The sequence below is a fragment of the Hymenobacter negativus genome, assembly GCF_017571495.1.
GTDB lineage: Bacteria > Bacteroidota > Bacteroidia > Cytophagales > Hymenobacteraceae > Hymenobacter > Hymenobacter negativus.
The window spans coordinates 1-21959 of the sequence record NZ_JAGETZ010000016.1 but is presented as its reverse complement, the minus strand read 5'-3'; the positions used below and the strand labels follow the sequence as shown (position 1 = coordinate 21959).

Below are 21959 nucleotides of genomic sequence, written 5' to 3'. Positions count from 1 at the left end.
TGAACTATAATCATTATTTGAGAATATATTCTGAATCCAAACCGAACATATTACAGAGGTTAAGTGACTAATATGTACGGTGAAACTCAAAATACATCAGTTAAACATGTCAATCTAAGTTTTCACAAAATTATAACTAAACCTGTATTTCAAGTGCCTACGAAAGTCAAAATATTCTGGATTTACCTTATCCAAAAAATATTTTTTGTTTGCATTGGCGACATAGTCAGCCAACTATTTGATAAGTGGCTTTGCACGGCAATTCATTATTGCGCCCTATCCACACCCATTGCTAAGCCGCAATTCCTGATGCTTTGCATCGAGGGCAATGGGCATAAAAAAAGCCCTCCCCGAATTGGGGAGGGCCTTTTACTGGCAGCCTTTCGACCAGTGCTTACTCTTGCTTACTCTTTGATGAGGCGCTTGGTCAGGCTGATGCCGGCACCTTGCACGCGCACCGTGTAAGTGCCGCTGGCAATAGTGTTTAGCTCCAGCGCGTGGGCCAGGCCAGCCTCCAGCTTGGCACTGAGCACCACCCGGCCCGTAGCGTCGAGTACACTCAACTGGTAGCTGCCCGTGGGCAGCTGGCTCAGGTCGAGCTGCGTGACCGCCGTGGCCGGGTTGGGGAACAGGGCAATGGCGGGCGCCAGGGCTTTAGTGAAGCTCACCGAACGCACGGGCGAGTAGGTAGCCGTGCCGTCGATGTCGACCTGCTTGAGGCGGTAGTACACCACTCCACTCGCTTTAGCTCCGATGCCAACATCGGTCAGAGCGTAGTCCGTGGCGCTGGCTTTGCTGCCCTGACCTTTCACTTCACCGATTTTCACGTAGTCCGCCGCATTGAGGCTGCGCTCGACGTCGAAGTGGTCGTTGCTCTTCTCCGAGGCCGTCGTCCAGGTCAGCGCCGCGTCTGCATTGTTCACCGCCTTGGCCGTGAAAACTGTCAGCTCCACCGGCAGCGGGTAGGCACCAATGCTGAACTGAGCCGTTACCGCATTGGTACCGCCGTAGATGTCCGTTGTGGTGACGTTAATCTGGTAGTATCTCACCGAGTTGTTGTTCACCAGCAGGGCGCGGTTGCTCACGTAAATCAGGCCCGTGGTCGGGTCGAGGCTTACACCGGCGGGTAGTACGTTGGTCGGGTTAGCAGGATACAGGCCGCTGGCAGCCGGGCCGCTGCCCGAAGGTGCCTGCACCACGCTGTTGGGCTGGTTCACGAGGCCGTTGTTGCCACCGGCAGCCAGAATGGTCGTGGTCGTGCCCGAGGGGTTGTACACCAGGCCGCTGCCGTTATAAGCGGCACCGTTGGGGTCAATCACAAAGGCCAGCACGTCGTTGGTCTGATACTGCACAGTACCGCCTTTGTTAGGCGTGGCGGTGTATACCGAGGTATTGTCGCGGCCCACCGGAATAGTGAACAGTGCGGTATTCGAGGTTTTGCCAAGGTTATCGGTCACAGTGTAGCTGAAGGTGATGTCACCGACCGAATTCGTTGTTGTAGCGTTATCGGCGGGGTCAAACTTCAGGCTGGCGGCCTGGGCGGGAGTTAGTACCTGGTTTACACCCACTGCGACGTAGGTGGTACCGGTGGTATTGTAGTACAACGTGCCCTGGGTAGCGGTCGGGATGGCCGTGATGGTGTAGTTATTCAACGACTGGCCCGACGAAGCCGCCGCGCTCAGCCCCGAAAGCAGGAACTGACCAGCCGTATTGGCGCTGGGGGTGTTCACAGTGCCGTTGGTGGCGTTGTAAGTCGTCTTGTTCACCACATCGAAGGCTACCGGAGCGGCCGTGGGGGCCGTGTTGGTAGTCGCAACCGTGCTGCCGTTGTTAGCCGTCGTCGTTTCCGTGGTCGTTGTGGTGGCTGTGCCGGCTACGTTATAGGTACCGGTTGCAGCGGGCGATGTGAACGTTACCGTGTTGGTCACCGACTGGCCGATACCCAAGTTGCCGGTAGTGGCGAAGGTTACGATGCTGCCGCTCAGGCTGGCGCCGGCTGGCAGTACCACGTTGGTAGCACCGCTGGGCAGGGTGATGGCAGGTACCACACCCAGCGCCACCGCAGGGCCATTGTTCGTCGTAATAACCGAGTAGCTAACCGGCGTGCTCGGCGATGTCGTAGCCGGGCCGGTGGTGCTGGTCACCACATCGGTGCGGGACGTGATGGCCACGCTTGCGCTGTTCGAGTTGTTGGCCGAAACGTTGTCGGTCTGGCTGCTTTTGATAGAGGCAGTTGCTACGAGCGGGCCGGCGCTGGGCGCGTCAACCTGTACAGTGCGCGAGATGGGCGCACCATTCACCAGCGTCACGGCTGGGAAGGCCACGATGCCCGTGTTGGCGTCGTAGGTCACACCACCGGCGTAGTTCGAAACGCCGTTGGTGGTAGAAGATGCGGAAGCACCGTTCACCTGCACTCCGATGAGGCCGGCAGCCAGCGACAGTTGCTGGATGGTATTGGTAGCCGAGGAGCCAGTTGTGTTGTTCGTGCTCGTCACCGTGAAGACGATGGCCGTACCCGAGTTCTGAGTAGTCACGTTCGAGAAAACCGTCGTGGCGAGGTCAATCACCGTTTCCGTGGCTGGCGTTACCGTCGTGGTAGCCGTGGCAGCGTTGTTGCTGAGGTTGGCATCGTTGGTGTTAGCAGCCGGAGCTACCTGCACAGTAGGAGCCAGTACTGCGATGCCAGCGGGCATGTTGAAGCTCACCGTATTGGTTACCGCGCTGGCCGAGCCGAGGCCCTGCGCCGTCACGGCAGCCAGCGTTAGCACGCCGGTAGTCGTGTTATAAGAGGCACCCGTGGGCAGTACCAGACCGGCAGCCGCTACATCGAGGCCGGTAGGCAGCTGGAGAGTGGCCTGCTGGTCGCCGATGGAAGCACCGTTGTTGGTCACCGTCACAGTGTAGGTTACGGGATTGCCAACTACGGCAGTAGCTGGGCCGGTTAGGCTCACCATAAAGTCGGTGGTGGGCTTGATAACCGTCGTGATGCTGGCTGAATTATTGGTCAGCACGTTGTCAGCTGATGTGGTGCTGATTGAAGCAACCGGCACGATGCTGCCACCCGTGGCCGAGCCGGAATTGCTGGGGGCGGGCAGTGTGATGGTGCGGGTGAGCGAAGCCCCGGCCGCCAGGGTAGCCGCAGGGGCGAAGGTCACCAGACCCGTAACCGAGTTGTAGCCCGTCGTAGTCGAGTTCGTAATGATGTTCCCGCTGCCATCGCGCACCACCACGCCAGCCAGGCCAGCGGGGAACTGCACGGTTTGGGTAACGGCGGTAGCCGCGGTAGTGCCGCTGTTGATGGCTGCTACAGTGTACACGATGCTCTCGCCGGGCGTCGCCGTAGCGGGACCGTTCAGGGTCGTGAGCACATCACCAGCAATGGGCTGGTTGACGGTCACCGTCGTGAGGGCCACGTTATCAGCAGGCACGGGGTCGTTGGTTCCAGCCGTTACAGTAGCCGTAGCCGTCACCACACCCGAGGCCGGCGCATTGGCCGTAATGGTGTAGCTGAGTGGCGTGATGCCGCTAGCCTGGTTGGTTTCGGTGGGGAAAGTAACCACGCCGGTGGCCGAGTTGTAGGCTCCGGCAACCGTGGCCCCGCTCTTATCTTTCACCACCACACCGCTAAGACCAGTGGGCAGATACACTTGCGTAACCACGTTAGTAGCCGAATTGGGGCCGTTGTTGCCCTGCTTCACCGTGAAGACCACCGAAGCACCGGCAGCCACGCCGCCCGTGGGAGCGTTCGAGCTGATGGATACGTTCAGGTTGGCTGTGTTGCCAGTTGCAGCTGGGGCAGCAGTCAGGTTGGTCGAGATGCTGAACTGGTTGTTTGGCGTGTTGGCATCACCGGCGGCGCTGGTGTTAGGCGTTATCAGCGCCGTGAGCGACAGCGACGAAGCCGTTGGGCCAGGGCTCGTGAAGCTGATGCTGTTGTTTACCTGCTGGCCATTGCCTAGTGATGGGATGGTGGGGAAGGTGAACAGGCTGGTGCCACCGCTGTACGAATAAGTACCACCATTGGTCAGGAACACGTTGGTCAACGCGGCCGAGGTTACCATGCTCACCGTCTGCACGGCGTTGGGAGCCGCGCCTGGGCCACCGTTGGAAGTCGTCACCGCGTAGGTAACCTGGGTGCCGGCTACGGCTGTAGTCGGGCCGGCCAGCGTAGTTACCAAGTCGAAACCAGCCGAACCGGTGTTCGTAGCCGTCTGCACATCGTTAGCCGTGGATGGGTTGCCATTAGCCGACAGCGCGCCCTGGCTGGTGGTCGTGGTAATGGTCGCCGTGGCCGTCACATTACCCTGCATAGGCTGCGTGTAGCCAATGGTGTATACCACGGATGCACCATTGTTCAAGGTAGCAGCAGGAGCCATTAGTACGCCCGTGCTCGTGTTATAGGTAACACCGCCCGCATAGGTTGCCACGCTCCCCACAGTTGTAGTCGGGCCGGCCCCGCCGATGGTTACGTTGGTCACATTGGGCGAAAGCTGTACCGTAGGCACGGTGCCCGCCGCGGCACTGGGACCGCTGTTCGAGAAAGTAGCCGTGAACGTACCAGTAGTACCGGCGCTCACCGACGTACCTGCACTGCCCACTATGGTAGCCACTACATCGGCTACACTCGTTACGTTGATGGGGAAGGTCGAAGCATCCGCAGCCGTGTTGGGGCTCTGGGTAGTGGTGGTGGTCACGCTGCTGCCGATGCTGTTAGCGCCGGCCGTATTAGGAGCCGTGAATACGAACTGGTATACATTGCTGGCCCCGGCGGCCAGTTGAGCGGTGGCCGGGAACGTGAGCGTGCTGCCGCTAAGGTTAGTACCGGGATAAGCCGTCTGGATGGTAGTGAGCTGAGCCCCGGTGAGGCTTGCGCCTGCTGGCAGCGTCACCGTTTGGGCTACCGCGCTGGCCGATACACTGCCAACGTTCGAGAAGGTGGCCGTGAACGTACCCGTTACCTGACCTGCTGCGATGTTGCTTGGGCCGGTAATGGTTGTCGTTACGTCGGCGCTCAGGCTGATATTGCCCGAAAACTCTGAGGTGCCCTGTCCGCTGAGGGTAGCAGTGCTGGTTAGGACAGCACCTGACTGCAGAGCCGCCAGCTGCAGAGCCGAGAAGCTGCTCAACGGAATGGTGAACGAGTAGCGGTTCTGACCCGTTTCAGCCCCCTGGTCCAGTCCATTGATGAGGCCCGAGTACGAACCCGTATTTGCATCAGCATCGCTTACTCCTTCGGTTTGCGTGCTGAGGTACAAGCTGCCTTCGCCAAAGCCGGAAGCATCGGCGGAAGCTATGTAAAACTCAATGATGGCGCCGGGCTTGGCAAAGCCGGTCAGTTTCAGAGTAGTACTACTGAGCGTGGCCGTCTGGATGATGGGGAAGTTAATCAGGCCATTGCCGCCCGTGTCGCCGTCGCCATTGTCGTTCTTGGTCACATAAGGCGCATTACCCTTCGTGTCGCTGTCGGTAGCCGACAGCAAGTCGATGCCGATTTGACCGCTGGCGGCTCCACCAGTGGTAGTCGTCACCGTACCGTTGCCGGAAATGGAGTTGAGCGAGAACGTGTTATTGCTAGCACCACTCTGCACTTGAATACCCGCGCCGTAGTTGTCGCGTATGATGTTTTGGCTAACCGTAGTGCCGGCACCGTACACCCGTACCCCTGCCGTTTCGCCATTAGCCCGGCCGTTGCCAGTAATGGTGTTACCGGTGATGGTGTTGCTACCAGTCGAGCCAAAGCCATCCACCCCCACCCCAGCGTTATCCACAACGAGGTTGCCGGTCACGATGGTATTGGAACTGTTTTCAATGTCAATGCCATCGAGGTTGTTGTTATCGATGCCGTTGTTGCGGATTTCGTTGTTGCGAATAACTACGCCGGTCGACCCGTTTTCTACGCCGATGCCTTTGCCATTGGCATAACCAATGAGGTTATTTTGGATAATGCTAGCGGTAGCGCCGGTGAGCGTTCCGTTGCCATCGCCATTGATAAGGCGTATGTTATCGCCCGTACCAGTAGCAGTAGTACCCGTCGCAAAATTCGCCTTGGTTGCCGACAGGCCCAGGAAGTTAGCTTCAATTACGAAGCCCGTTACATTGCTAACAAGGATGTTAGCATCGGAATCAGCATTGGCATTGTTGCCGAAGCCCACCACCGACAGCCCGCGCAGGGTAGTAGCGTTGGCCTGCACATTCAGGCCGATGGCCAGATTGGCGGCACCGTCCTGTATCTGTACTTCCGGACGGTTGGTCTGGCTTAGGGCCAGGTCGTCGGTAGCACCGCTGGTTTCGTCCACGCCGTTGGCGCCCGTGCCCACATTGCCGCCCACGCCCAGAACGCCAGCATTGTTGTTGCCAATGTTCGTGGTCTGGGTCGTGCCATCAATGCTCGTGCCGCTGTCCAAAATGGTCGGCAGCACCGTGAGGGGTGTTATCACGGCTACACCAGCGGTAAGGCCCGAGGCCACACCTGCGCGAATGCCTGCGTCAGCAGCCCCGTCGGGAATCATAAAAATCGACACTTCCTTACCGGCCGTCTGGCCTACCTGGGCCAGTCCGGCGTTGGTCAGCGTATTGGCATTGGTCAGGAACTGGCGTAGCGAGCCCTGGCCGGCATCGTTGGTATTGGTCACCACATCGAAGTTGTAGCCAAAGTCACGGCCCGTCGAGCCGCTGGTTCCGCTCAGTGTAATGGCCTGCTGGCTCTCGGCAATGGTACCGATGGTAGCACCAGCCGTCGCTACGGCCAGGGCTCCCAGAGTCTGGGTACCGGTGTTGGCAGCAGCGTCGCCCCGCGCCGGGTCTTCGCCACCCACACGGTCGGTGCTGCCATTATAGGTTTGCACAGGCAGCAGGCCCGCAACGGAACCCGGACGGGTCGAGCGCACGGTGCTGTTTACCACACGTACTGTATAGTTGCCCGCGGTAGCTACCGTAAAGTTGTACTGGCCCAGCGAGCCAGCCGTGGTCGAAGTTTTGGTGGTGGCTACGAAGTTGCCCGCACCGTCATACAGCTCTACCGTAGCAGCAGTAGCCGCGTTGCCAGCTGTGCCAACCCCAACAGCCGAACCAGCCGTTACGCCGTTGGCCGTTGCAATGGTGCGGCCTGCACCACCGCCGTAGTTGATATCTTCAAACACTATCCCGTTGATGCCGAACACCACCGGAATAGTATAGGTCGCGATGTCATTGGACAGCTGGCCGCTGTTGTCCTGCGCCTGAAAGGTGAACGTCGCGTTGCCAGTGAATGTAGTAGACGGCGTAAATTGCAGCGTAGCCGCTTGCGCTGCCGTAATGGTCTGGCCAGCCGTTACGGGCGTACCACCAAGGCTCAGCACGCCTTGTGCAGCCGTCGGAATGGTGGTGATATAGTAGTTGGTAACCGTGCCATCCTGGTCGGTACCTGCCAGGGGAGCCAGTGTAGCAGCGCCGCCAGTGTTGGAAATGGCTGGCGTATTCGTCACGGCTACAGCCACTGGGGGCACGTTCGCCAACGTAGGGCAGAGCACCGCGTTGGGAATATTGATATTGTTGTTGCCCGTGTCAGGGCCAGAGTACTCTAGAATAAGGCTGTTATCCCCTTGGTTTTCGCCAAAGAAAACCAGCAGGTTGTGCGAACCAGCCGATAAACGAACTGTTCCTGTCACTGAAGTCAAGGCGTGTTGACTACCATTATTGATAACAGCAGAAGCCAATACTGGCGTAGCTGCCAATGCTGCACCATCTACCCACAAATAGGATGCATCGTCCGACGTGAGCCGGAAGGTATAGCTACCAGCCGTGTTTATCTTAATGCTGCCTCGATAGCGTGAACTATAAGTATTTGGGTTGGAAACCGTGCCGGTACCTGGCGGTACAATGTTGCCCCAACTGTCAGCGGCGAAATAGTTCAGGAAAGCATCCGTGCGTGTTACCCCCGGTGTATTAGCCGCAAAATAACCCAGGTCATCATTGAAGTAGCCGGCGTAGTATTCGGCATACAGGCCGCTGCCGGCGGTGCTGTAGGCCGTACCTGTGCAACTATTGTTAGGCAACGACACCACCGTTTGCACATTGGCCGCCGCTGCCGAGCCGTTGTTGTTTGTTGGCACGAAGTCATTAGAGCTGGCGGTACTCTGCGCCTGGCCCGTGATAGTAGCCGTGTAGTTAGGTGCCGGGAACGTGATGCTGTACGTCAGGGTCGTGCTGGCAGCAAGGCTGGTCTCGGTTGGGAACGTTACGAGGCCCGTGAGTTGGTTGTAGCCGGTGGTGGTGCTGTTGGTCAGCGTCACCCCAGTTTTATCTTTTACCACCACATTCAGCAGGCCTGCGGGGAGTTGTACGGTGGGCGCTACGTCGGTGGCAGCCACAGTCGCACTACTATTGCGCACAGTGGCTGTGTAAGTAACATTGGTACCCATCAGCGCCGTCGTTTGCGCAGTGGCCAACGTGGTCACCACATCGGCCACAATGCGGCACTGGGTATTATAAGTAAATGTTGCTGTTAGACCAGCCCCACCAATAGTAGCACCGTTGGGTGGAAACTCCGTGAGTGACGTTGAAGTAGTAGTACCGTTCGCGCCACCTGTCGTATTGACTGTGGGAGGGCCACCCGCATTGAACGCCGTATAGGCTAAGTAACCGCCGCCGCCGCCACCACCCGGGCCTTCGGCTTCTGCATTAGAAGTCCCTACGCCGTGATTGCCACCTCGGCCACCAGCTACTGATACCGTCACCGATTCTATGTTGACGGCTGCATTGAGTACGATGGTACCGCCGCCGCCGCCGCCGCCAGGGGCATCAGTGCCATTGGTGTTATTTGCCGCAGCCGCACCACTGGCCAGCAGCGAAGCATTTGGGCCACCACCAATCTTGCCGCCTGTCAGGATATATATCAAACCCCCACCGTTACCACCAGCAGTGCCACCGCCATTGTTGGCATCGCCGGCACCACCGCCACCGCCGAAGAACAGACGATTCGTCACATTCAGAGGGCGGCCGCCGAGGCCGCCGAGATTCAGGCGGTTGTCGGCGCCCCAGGCCGTATTGCCAGGTCCCTGCGTGGTTGCATCAGCGTTGTTGATGGAGTAAGAGTAGCCGCCGCGACCGCCACCGGGCGAAGTTGTGGTGGCAAAGTTTGCGGCTTCCTGGTTCCAGGAAGTGGTATAGCCCGCTGCCGGATTGCCATTGCCGGTCCAAGTGCCGGTGCCCACGTTGGAGCCGCCACCGCCAGCAGCGTTGTGAGTGTTGCCACCGCCGCCGCCATTGGCTGCCGCGCCGCGGCCGTAACGACCAGTCAGGCCATCGTACGTCGTTTGGCTACCGGCAATGCCTTCGCCTTTCTCCGCACCCAGCGTATTGGAAGTAGTAGCATAAGCAGTCCCCCCGCTGGGATAAGTCGATGCATTGGTAACGGCACCGCCCCGGAAGCCCAGACCGCTTACATCAATCTTCGCACTGTTATTAAAGATGACATCACCTTGTACATCGAGCGCCACAATACCGCCTGTGCTACCATTCCAAGCTGGCGCCACAATGCTGGTATTAGCGTTTAATGTGAGCGCTGTGTAACGTGGAATGCGTACTATCTGTACCTGACCAGCTGCTGTGTAGCTATTGGTCAGAGCACATTGAAACGTGATGGAAGTGGCGCTGGGTACAGCTTTTACTTCCAGCAATTCATAGCGCCCAGCGTTGTTATAGGCGGTAATGGCACCGTAAGTGCTGGCGCCGGTCCCCGTATCAATGGTAGCGCCCTGCATCTGAATCAGCATCACGAAGTCGCCCGGCGCCAGCGGTGTGGCGCCAAAGGCGCCGCCAGTCAGTGCGCTGTTTGCGACTGTAATAGTGCTAGCCCCTGTAGTAGCATCAGCACTCAGACTGGTGTAAGTGTTGACAACAGTGCTGGCTGCCGTGATAGTACCAGGACCGTTCTTGCCTTGTTGGGCCCAGCTGGCTGGGCCGCAAGTTAGTAAGAACCCCAGTAGCGCTGCACCCCACCCCGACGCGTACGAGGCTCGCCTAAGCGCAGGCTTGAGGAATTGTAAGATTGAATTCATATCAATTCAATTTGAAAGGTTTAAGAGTGAAAATAAAATTGATTTTTAAAGTTAAAATTCTGAATGCAAGTCATTTGCATGCTTGTTAATATCCCTGCTGTACACAGTTTGCAGTCTTTAACTAGGGTACAAATAGGAATTATTGCTTTAAACCATGTTTGCGTATTAACTTATATGCAACTAGCGCTCAGTATTGTGTATGAATACATTTTCTTTTTGTATTAAAAACAATTGCATCATTTAAGCACTGGATAAAGTCACATTTTTAGGCTCTACAAATTTATTTCTGCAGAGAAGCTGCTATACCGATTTTTCGTCGAATCAATCGTTTTGCCCGGCGAATGGATGAGGCGGTGGGCTGATAATATTCATTCAGTATGCGCTTCTTGATTAGTTGGAAAACCTTGTCTTAAAGCTCTGTACAGAATAAATATTAAAATTCACAGACTAAATTGACATTAACGACTTCCTAGTTTATCATTTTATCAAGCAATTGTCATTAATGAACAAGCCTATTTGTTTTACATAAATCAAAATAAGAAAAGCCATATTATACTACATCTTTTTTTGAGCTTGACAACAAACGAAAAAGGAGCTTTATCGGATTTATAAATGATACTTATTGCTATTCCAATCAGAGGATAGTAGCACCGTCGTGGCATGCAAACAGGAGCAAGCGATGGCAACCACTAGGGGTAGCAACGGACATAACAGGTAACCCATTTGGAGGCACTCATCAGAAGAGTTTCGTGCGGACAAGCGAGCAACTGCGCTTTGCGAAACAGCTTCCACTCCCAGCATCACACGGCATGACGGAATCAATGCCATTATGAGATTTACCCCAATTAATTATATGATTAATTCAAATTTTTAACACGCGCAACACATTCGATAATGTTGCATTATTACAAGTTAGTACTTACTAAATTGTAGATAATATCAAATTTAACTTTTCCTTGGTACGACTTATTTTTTATACTCGATAAAATGCCTGAACTTCGTATAATCTTAATCTAAGACACCATCTGACAGGCTTAACAATAACGTTTTTTCAATATTTACTACCAAAACTTTAGTTTCATGAAAGCATTCCTACTTGGACTATTAACTATTTTCTGGAGTAATCTGGCAATAGGACAAACCTTGTATACGTTCAATGGCGGTGGCACCACCGGCAATTGGAACGACGTATCTACCTGGACAACTGACCCAACGGGCTCTACTAGTGTTGGGGCTAGGGTTCCGGATGCGACTTTCAATAATGTGGTCGTGACGAACAGCTTCACTGTCTATGTAAACACGGCAGTTACGACCTCCGGCCTCAGCGTGACCATTCAGAAAGGTGGTGTGCTGGACCTGAACAACGCCACTTATACTGCAGCAGCACCCGCTTTCACCAACACCCTGGCCCGCTTAGCTGGGCAAGGCACCCTGCGCGTTGCGGCACCGTATTTCCCAGTGGTGGCCGCTAATGCCAATGACTTTGATGATGCCAACACTGGCACCGTCGAGTTTTATAACTGGCCAACGGCCTCTACTGTGCTGCCGCAGCCAGTATCGGGCCAGTATAACAACCTGCGCCTCCTCAACACGACTGCTACGGCGTATACCGCCCAGCTGGACAATAGCCTACTGACGCTGAAAGGCAGCCTGACGCTGGTGCGAACTAATACCACGGTGACCACGCCGCTGGTGAACTTCAACTTGGGTAGGACGGCCAGCAACAACCGCACGCTGACCGTAGAAGGTAACGTGACTGTAGGTGCAGGCACGTCGATGGGAGTGACAGCCGTTACCGGTGCTCACGTGTTGAACGTAGGCGGGAGCTTCGTTAACAACGGCATCGTGAATCTGCACAACGGGACCACTAATGACAACCAAGTGGCTCTGCTCAATTTCACGGGCACAACCGATGCCAACTTTGCCTGCAACGGCCCTACAGATTTGGGGCGTCTGCAAGTCGACAAAGGCATTGACAGCCAAGTGCTACTAAATGTAACCTCAACTGTAAACCCTAACAATGGCACGGGCAACCTGCACTTGAATTACGTTGGCGATGGGCGGGTGCTCGTATTAATAAACGGGATTGCGAAGTTTGGCAATAACGTTTACCTGCCGAAAATCCACATTGGTACGGTGGCCAACAACGGTGTAGCTGGCACCGGCTATTACGAGTTGGGCTCTTCCAGCACCAGCCCTACCCTCTGGGTGGCTGGCGCAACTATCCTGAACAATACCGCCCTAGCTACCATTATTTACGGCCGACTGCGCGTTAGCAGCGGCCTGTTTGAAAGCCTCACGTCTTATTCCACCGTATTGCGGGAAGATGGCCAAGTGCTCATTGAAGGCGGCACGGTGAACGTGCAGAAATTCCGTCCTTCCAGCACGGCCCTCAACCACCGGGGCTCGTTCATCATTACAGGCGGCTTGTTTGACTGCCGGGGTACTGATATGTCGAATGTTGGAGAAGAGTTTTCGCGCTTTTCGATTCCCTACACGACGCAGTCGTTTCGGATGACGGGTGGCACCATCCGCGTGCAAAACCCCGAGGGGACCGATGGCCTATTCCACATTGGGGTAGACCCCAACAACGCCATTGTGACAGGCGGCACCATCGAGGTGGTATTGCCGGGCACTAACATTAATGGCAAAATCCTGACGACGGCCCCGCTGTGGAACCTGTCAATTCGGAAGAACTTCGCTGCTGGTTCCAGCAAAGCCATTCTATCGGACATCACATCGCCTGCTGGGTCAACCGCAACCCTGCAGCCGCTGACGGTACTCAACAACTTCGTTATTGATGGCACGAGTTCGACTACGTTCGATGCGGCTGCACAGAACGTCAACATCCAAGGCTCGTTCACGATTGGTACGAATGGCAAATATCTGCCTAGCACCAACACTACTACGTTCAGCGGCGGGCAGGACCAAGTGCTGACCAACAACGGCAGCATTGGGGTAGCAGCCACGCCCAATACTTTTTATGCCTGGGTAGTCGACAAGTCGGCGGGTACACTCACACTGGGCGGCACGGCTAACACTTACACTGTAGCAGCAGCTGGCACGCTTAGCCTCCTCAACGGGGTGCTCAACGACGGTGGCAAAACCATCAACGTACTGGGCAATATGGTGAACTCGGCCTCACACACCAGCGGGGGTGGTACGGGCAGCATTACCATGGCGGGCAGTGTGCTTCAAACCATCAGCGGCAACGACCTTGGTGTGTTCGGCAATTTGAACGTCAACAGCTCCATGGCCGTGGGCGCTGTGGCCGTAACGATGACGGCTAATATGAGCGTGGCAAACTCTCTGACGCTGCAGAGTACCCACATCCTGGCCATTGGCGCCAACCGACTGTCACTAACCAATGTGAGCCCATCTGATGCAATCACTGGCCCATTTGGTACCCAGTGCTTCATCCAAACCGCCGGTAACCAAAGCGACTTAGGCCTGCAGAAGACCTATGGTGGGGCCGATAACTTTATTTTCCCAGTAGGAACAGGCACCAAGTACGCGCCAGCTACTATACAGCTTGCCTTGGCCACCTCACTGGCCAAATACGGCCAAGTCAGCGTGAGCCCGGTAAGTACTCGTAACCCTTTCGTGACTAATGGTACGACTGGCTCGTTGAATTACTACTGGAAGGTGCGCAGCACGGGCTTTGGAACTATTCCGAGCTCGGCTATCAACATGCGCTTCACCATGACCAATGCCGACGCCAGCGGTACACTCACCAACTACATTCCCGGCCGCTACCAGCCAGTGTCTTGGACGTCCTACAATGATGTTAACCTTGTTGTAGAAGGCAACCCTACTTCTTCTATCCGATTCACCAACCTCGGCCAGTTTGAAGGTGAGTTCACTGCCGGCCTGCCCGCTGCCTTCGGTGCCGTAACGGCCTTTTACAGCCGCACAAATGGCAACTGGGCAACCAATACTACTTGGAGCACCACAAGCAACACCGGGGCGGCCGTGCCTACTGGCACTGCTGCTGGCGTCAATTTCCCTGGTCCTGGTAACCCCGTGTTCATCGGCTCAGCTAGTGCCAGCATTTTCCATACCGTGACGGTAGCTGCTAACGCCGCCAACTCGGGCTCGTTGGTAATTGACCGGGGCTCGGTAATGGATGTGGGTACGACTACAGGCCACAATTTCGGTGCCCTGCCGGATGCTAAAGTGGGTGGCTCGGGCCGCCTGCGCGTAAGTTCTTCCGCTACCACCGCAATTTTCCCTGGTGGTGACTTCGGCTCCTTCCTACAAGAAAACGGCGGCACGGTGGAATACTATACCACCGGCACGGTCAACTTCACGCTGCCGATTTCTTCTCAAGCTGGCACACTGACGCTGAATTCCTACCGCTACCTGTGGTTGAATGCGGCTTCGGGTCGGACCATCACGCTGCCCAACCTTAACCTACGTGTGTTTTCTCAATTGAAAACAGGTTCTTCTGGTGGCACAGGCGTTGTATTTCTGAGCAGCACTACCAACGGCAACCTGCGCGTCGATTCGCTGATTGCAGTACAGGCCGGCGCGTTCCGCTTCGCCAACGTCGTGGCACGCACCCTGACTGCCGATACCGACGTACGCGTAGACGCTGGGGCCACCTTTGACGAAAACACCACCGGTACGGCTGTGACCAACACGCTGACCGTAGGCGGTTCGCTGACGAACAACGGCACGCTGGACTTTAACATTACAGGCAGCCGCCGTACCACGCTGACCTTTGTGGGTAAAAACGACGCTAGCCTCACCGGCACCACGGGTACCCTCACCGACCTGTATACTCTTACGATGAATAAGGGCACGGGTCAAGCTGCAATCCTAAACCTAGACGTTGCTGGTACATTGACCACACCCATCAGCAACTGGCTCACCCTGACCAATGGCACGCTACGCTACGCCAAAGGCACAGGTACCCTCACCATTCATAACGCCGATAGCCCGTACCTTATTCCAGACAACGCTGGCCTGACCGTGGACGCTCCCGGCGCTGATGTGACGGTGGCTACCACCGTAACGGCACCCGCTACCGGTACCAGCGCTGCGGCCGACCTGAAACTGGCCGGCCAGTTGAAAGTGCTGCAAGGCAAGCTAAGCGTAGGCACCACCACGGGCCTGGGCAACGACCTCGAATACGCTAGTGCCGGCACGCCCACCATTCGGGTAGGCAATGGCGGCACTTTGTATGTGAACGGCCAGATTCGCCGCACCACGGCCAATACTAACGGCTCGCTGCGCTACGACCAGAGCGGCGGTACTGTCGAAATCGGCGGTGCCCGGGCTGAAGTGTACCAGAACAACGAGCGTGGCTTGCTGGAAGTGCAGGGCCCCGGCAGCATCTTCCGGATGACAGGCGGCACGCTAGCCCTGCGCGGTACCAACACCCGCCCGACCATCATAGCCGACCTGTACCTGCGCCCCGATTCCACGGTGGTAACAGCCGGCACCGTGGTGCTGGGCACTACTACCAGCGGCAACGTAACGGTCAGCGTTGAGTCGCTGGTCCCGCTGTATGACCTGAAAGTAGAGTCCGGTCTCAATGCCACCAGCACCAATACCGGCCTGCTCACGGGCCTGAGCCCGCTGAACCTGAAAGGCTCGCTCACCATTGCCAACGACTTTGCCTATTTCAATGCAAATGGCCTGGGGTTGAACATTGACCAGAACTTGGTTAACAACAACCCCTCGACCAATACGGGCCTGACCAACGGTGGCTTCCAGCCTGGCACAGCTACCCAAACCACAACCTTTACCGGCAATGGCCCAGTGCTGCAGCAACTCACAAGCACCTCGGCTAACCTAACTGTATTTGGCAGTCTAGTGGTGAACAACGCCCAAACGGGTGGCACGTTCCAGTTGGGCCGCAACGCCCGCGTTATCGGCTCGCTGACCATTGCCAAAGGCACCCTAGCCGACAACGGCCAGACCCTGACGGCCCTGGGCGATGTGAACAACTCAGCCCTGCACACCAGCAGCGGCAGCGGTAGTTTAACCCTGGCCGGCACCACCAACCAGAACATTGGCGGTAATGGCACAGGCCGCTTCGGCAACGTAATTCTGAACAACACCGCTGGTGCCACCGCCACGGCCAACCAGGAAATCACCAACGTTTTGACCCTGACCAGCGGCGTACTAAGCATTGGCTCGAACCTGCTGTGGCTGAGCAATACGGCTGCTGGCGCAGTAGCTGGCACTTTCGGCAGCACGAACTTCATCCGGACCAACGGTATCGTGGCCGACCAAGGCGTGCGCAAAAGCTACCCCATTGGGGCTTCGAACTTCACGTTCCCCATTGGCGCAGCCAGCAAGTACACCCCCGTGCAAATGAACGTGACGAGCAACACGGCCCTGGGTACCCTCACAGTGCAACCCGTCGACTTGGCTCATCCTTCTACTACGGACGTGGCTGCCAAGGAATTGGGCTACTATTGGAAAGTACGCAGCACGGGCTTCAATGCGCCCGTGGTGACGCAGGTGTTCACTTACATCGACAACGGTGTCGGCAACGACGTGAATGGCACGGAAGCTTCTTATAAACTGGGCCGCTTCCTGAACGGGGCCTGGACCCCGCAGGGTGGCATTACCACCAGCGCGGTACTCCCAAGCTCCAACACGCTGACCAACGCAGCCGTTACTTACTTCGACGGTGACTACACCGGCGGCGAGACCTCGGAATTCGGCGCGGTGCCTACGTTCTATAGCCGCAACGCCACGGCCGGCCTAGCCGTTGGTGCCAACTGGGACAACCCGACTGCCTGGACTTTAAACGCCGATGGTTCGGATGGTCCCCTGGCATTGCCTACTTCCTTCCCGACCCTGGCAAACCCCGTTGTTATTCGGGCCAACCACCTCATCAACTCGAACGGCGCAGGCCGGGGCTCGGCCAACCTAGTGTTGCAGGGCACGCTGAACCTGGGCACCAACGTGGCCAACAACTTCAGCACTATCACCGGCTCGGGCACGCTGCGCATTGGCTCGGCTTTGTTCCCCGCCGGTAACTACTCGGCCTTCGTGGCCGCTGGTGGTGGCACGGTGGAATACACCGGCGCAGTACAGCTGCCGGCCCGCGACACCTACAACAACCTGACCTTCTCGGGCAACACGACCAAGCAGCTGAGCAACCTCGACCTGACCATTAACGGCTCACTGGCCGTTGGCACCGGCAGCATTGTCGACAACCCCACTAGCCAGAACATTACCCTGACCTCGGCTACAAGCGGTGCGACCATCAGCGGCCGCCTCAACCTCAACGATGGTGTCCTGACCACAGGCGCTTTCCTCACCAACAATGGCACTCTGGTACTGGGTGCAGGTGATGTGAATATCGGTACGGCCCTCACCAACGGCGGAACGCTCAACAACGGCAATGGCAATGTGAGCGCAGGCACAGCCTTCAGCAACAGCGGCAACTACAACGCCAATGTGGGCACGGGTACCCTCACGGTAGGTACCACCTTTACCAACAGCGGCAACTATGTAGCAGGCATGGGCGCGCTGACTGCTACCGGAAATTTCAGCAATACGGCTACCGGTACGTTCACGGCCTCCAGCGGCGATGTAACAGCCAACAGCAGCTTCTCGAACGCCGGTACTTACAACGGCGCCGCCAACATCACGCGGATTGCCGGTGACTTCAACAACCAAAGCACTGGTAGCTTCATAGCTGATGTTAGCAACATTGTGTTGCGCGGCAACTTCACCAACACCGGTTACTTTGACCCCGGTACCAGCCTGGTACAGCTCATCACCGATGCCAACCGGACCCTGACTGGTGCAACCACGTTCTATAACTTACAGAAACTGGGCAACAGTGCCCTGCTGTTTGGGACTAGCACCGATGTGACCGTAGCCAATATGATGACCATGCAAAGCGGCATTATTGTGACGGGCGCTGCCAACAAGTTGAGCCTCACCAATACCACCACGCAGCCCATCACTGGCACAAACCTTTCGTCGTACGTAGCTGGCCGCTTGGCCATGACGCTGCCCAACGAGGCTGCCAGCATCCGCGTGTTCCCGGTAGGCGCGGGTAGCCGCTACCGCCCGGTTACGATTAAGCCGCAGGGCGTGTCGGCTAACCCGGTGGTTCTGGTTGAAATCTTCAACGGTGCCCCGGCAGGTAGCGTCGATGCCACCTTGTCGAACCTCTCGGCCAACCGCTACTACCGCATCCAACTCCTATCCGGCACCATCAACCAGCCCACCGTGCAGCTCAGCTTCAACACCGACGTGGTGGACGAGCAAGTGAACGTGCCTGGTAACCTGCGTGTCGCGCAATCGTCGGGTCCTAGCGGCCCCTGGAGCACAGCAGGTGGCGGCGGTGTATTCTCGCCCGATGCCCCGCGCGGCTACACCATTTCGGCCCCCACTGTCATCAACAGCACATCGTTCTTCGCCCTAGCCTCTACCAACAAAGTTGACAACCCGCTGACTGGCACGGCTCCGCTGCCCGTTGAGCTGCTGCAATTCACGGCTGTCCGTCAGGGCTTGGCCGTTGCCGTTGCCTGGGCCACGGCTTCGGAAAAAAACAGCGCCTACTTCCAGGTGCAGCGCTCGGTTGACGGCCGGACCTTCAGCACCATCGAACGCGTGGAAGCGCAAGGCAACAGCAACACCCGCCACAATTACGCTACCCTCGACACCAAGCCCATGGGTGGCTTGAGCTATTACCGCCTGCGCCAAGTGGACCGCGATGGCAAAGACGCTTACTCGCCTATCGTAGCGGTGCGCTTCGAGGGCGAGCATCAGGCTCCCAGCCTGGCGGCTTATCCGAACCCGGCTTCGGGCCAGGGCTTCCAGTTGCTCACCACTAACCTGGGCACCACCGGCGGCACTGTCACGATGTTCGATAACGTTGGTCGCCTCGTGCTGACCCACGTAGCAGCAGCGGGTGCGGTGGAAACCACTATCCAGCCCGCTCGTCCCCTGGCTACCGGTCTGTACTTCGTGACTTGGCAAACGGCCGATGGCACGAAGCTGACCACCAAAGTAACCGTGGAATAAGCACGGGATTCCACTCACAGAAAGCCCCGATTGCACGCTTGTGCAGCCGGGGCTTTTTCGTTGCCGCCCTACGACACTGTTTTGAATTGCTTTCTAGTCTAACACTTTAGCCGCGAGATTCAGCTGAATACAGTATTGTGGTGGATGACTTAAGCAGCTAACTGGTACTGCCGCAGAGTAGCACTCTTATTCACCACTGTAGTGCCGCTTAGTGTCTCTGAACTTGGCCCTTGCTAAAAACCGACCAGCATACTATCATTTCGTGGCTGATATCACCAATCCAAAACTTAGGCCAGCTATAAAATAGATATGGATTTTTCCTAGCAAGCATTTTCCAATGTTAAATCAAAAATGATGTTATATAAGCCACCATGGCGGTATCTTTGGGGCCAGAAGAGTATAACCTGTTCTTCGTAATTGTATTTTTACATTTTCTTCCTTTCTTATTATGAGACCTTTTTATTCATTTCGGCGGTTAGTCTGCCAAGCCTCCGCGCTACTGTTATGGCCGGCTCTATGCCAAGCATCACCGTTTACTCCCGGCAACATTGTGGTGGCCCGCGTAGGCGACGGCACCGCGCCCCTATCGGGGGCAGCTACGGCAGTTTTTTTGGACGAGTACACCCCTAGTGGCACCTTGGTTCAGACTATTGACATGCCGACCTCAGTAGGCAGCGTGAACCGCATTCTCACGGCCAGTGGCAACGCGACTTCTGAGCTTGGCCTGACCCGCTCGGTCGACGGCCGCTACCTGGTCCTGACGGGCTACAGCGCGGCCCCAGGTACTACCGGCGTAATCACTTCGCTGGCAACTGATGTGGCCCGTGTGATTGGCCGCGTGGCCGCCGATGGCACTTTTAACACCAGCACGAGCGTCGGCGATACATTCAGCGGCGTCAGCATCCGCGCTGCGGCCACGGTCGATGGCACGAGCTTTTACACTGTTGGAGGCAATTCGGGCGTGCAGTACCAAGCCTTTGGCAGCGTCACGAGCACCCCACTTGATACTGCTCCAACCGACATCCGCGGCATCAATATCGCAGATGGCAACCTGTACATCTCAACGGCCGTCAGCCCCTACCGTGGGTTGAGCCAGGTAGGTACTGGACTGCCCACCACCGGCAATCAAACAGTAACCGCTCTGCCTGGTTTTCCAGCCACTACGCCCGGAGCCAGCCCTTACAGCTTCTACTTTGCCGACCTGAGCCCCACCGTACCCGGCGTGGACGTGGTATACGTGAGCGACGACCGGTCCACGGCCGGCGGCATCCAGAAATGGAGCTTGGCATCAGGTACCTGGGTGCTGAACGGCCTAATTGCCGGTACGCCCACTTCTACCATTCGCGGCCTGAACGGCAGCACCACCGGTACCAGCGTTTCGCTGGCCGCGACCAGCGTGGGCAGCCTGTTTTTCATGACTGACAACTCGGGCTACAACACTGCTCCCAGCCTCACGGCCTTACCAACTGCCATTGCTACGGCGGGCACGAATACGGCTTTTCGAGGCATCGCTTTCGCACCGGTAGCACCTGCACCAGCCATTGCCAGCTTCACGCCCGCCAGTGGGCCGGTAGGCACCACAGTCACCGTGACGGGTACCAACTTCGCCAACGCAAGCGCCGTCACCCTAAATGGAGTAGCCGTTACCGGTTTCACCGTGGTCGATGCAGCAACCATCACTTTTGTGGTGCCAGCAGGGGCTACTTCGGGCACCATTGCCATTACCACACAAGGCGGCACGGCCGTGAGCACCGGCACGTTCACAGTAATTGCGCCAAATCCGTTGCCTGTTATCAGCAGCTTAGCTCCGGCCACGGCCGTTGCCGGTAGTGCTGCATTTACGCTCACGCTTAATGGCACAGGCTTCTACAGCGGTTCGGTAATATCCTTCAATGGGACGAACCTGACGACCACCTTCGTGTCGGCTACGCAGCTTACAGCAACGGTTCCTGCCACTGCGGTTGTTACCGCCGGAGCTTATCCTGTGACTGTAACAAATGCAGCCCCAGGTGGCGGCACTTCGGTGGCCTCTACCTTCACCGTGACCGTTCCGGCTCCTACAATTGCCAGCTTCACGCCTGCCACCGGCGGCCCTGGTACCACCGTCACTATTACGGGCACCAATTTCACCGGAGCCACAGCGGTAAACATCGGCAGCTTCGCAGTGCCCAACTACACAGTAGTTTCGGTTACCAGCATTACCCTTGTACTGCCTACTGGTACGGGCAGTGTCAACGGTTTTCTGACGGTGGTGACGCCCGGTGGCACCGCTACCAGCGCCACGCCATTTAGCCTGGTGTCGGCAGTAGTGGCCAGCCAGGCAATGCCCGGCCTGACCGTATTCCCAAACCCCGCCACCGACCGGGTGACAGTAGCGCTGCCCCAGCCGGGTGCGGCTACCGTAGCACTGCGCGACCTCGCCGGCCGCATGGTACTGGCCCCGGCTACCCTGGCGGCTGACCAGCAACTGCGTCTGCCCGCTAGCTTAGCGGCCGGTGTTTACCTGCTGGAAGTGCGTCAGGGTAACGTAACTGCCCTCCGTCGCATCGAGAAAAACTAAAGCCTGTTCGGACAATCGTCCGAATAGTAGCCCACATTGCATAAGGCCCCGTCCGGATATCTGGGCGGGGCCTTGTGTCTTCAGCGCAGTCTGGGATGTATAACACTTAAGCGGCACGCTTCACCTACAAAAAGCACCTCCGCTTTGCTACCCTGCCCACCGCTTTATCATCCAGCTATTAATTCTGTCGCCGCCTTACGGCTGTTCGATTATATAAGCGCTGAAAAGTCACGGCTTCTTATCGTAATGCGCCGCAAAAATGCTCCGCGCACACCGCGCGCACTGCAGGAAAGCTCATACACCGGTTCGACAGCCTATTAAAAACCGAAAGCCGGACCGGGCCAGTAGCGCTACTGGTT

At 56.9% G+C, this 21959-nt stretch carries 3 protein-coding genes; 2 read left to right on the top strand and 1 reads right to left on the bottom strand.

Going from position 1 to position 21959, the window contains the following annotated elements; all coding sequences use genetic code 11:
- Window positions 1–404 precede the first annotated feature (404 nt).
- A complete protein-coding gene (locus tag J4E00_RS24525; protein WP_208178018.1) occupies window positions 405–10037 on the bottom strand; it encodes a beta strand repeat-containing protein in 9633 nt (3210 codons plus the stop codon).
- A gap of 1080 nt (window positions 10038–11117) precedes the next feature.
- On the opposite strand from J4E00_RS24525, the gene J4E00_RS24520 reads away from it, so the two are divergent.
- Complete coding sequence (locus tag J4E00_RS24520) at window positions 11118–19040, top strand: beta strand repeat-containing protein (RefSeq protein ID WP_208178017.1); 7923 nt, start codon at window positions 11118–11120, stop codon at window positions 19038–19040.
- A gap of 448 nt (window positions 19041–19488) precedes the next feature.
- Window positions 19489–21600: an IPT/TIG domain-containing protein gene (locus J4E00_RS24515; RefSeq protein WP_208178016.1), complete on the top strand. Its 2112-nt coding sequence runs from the start codon at window positions 19489–19491 to the stop codon at window positions 21598–21600.
- Window positions 21601–21959 lie beyond the last annotated feature (359 nt).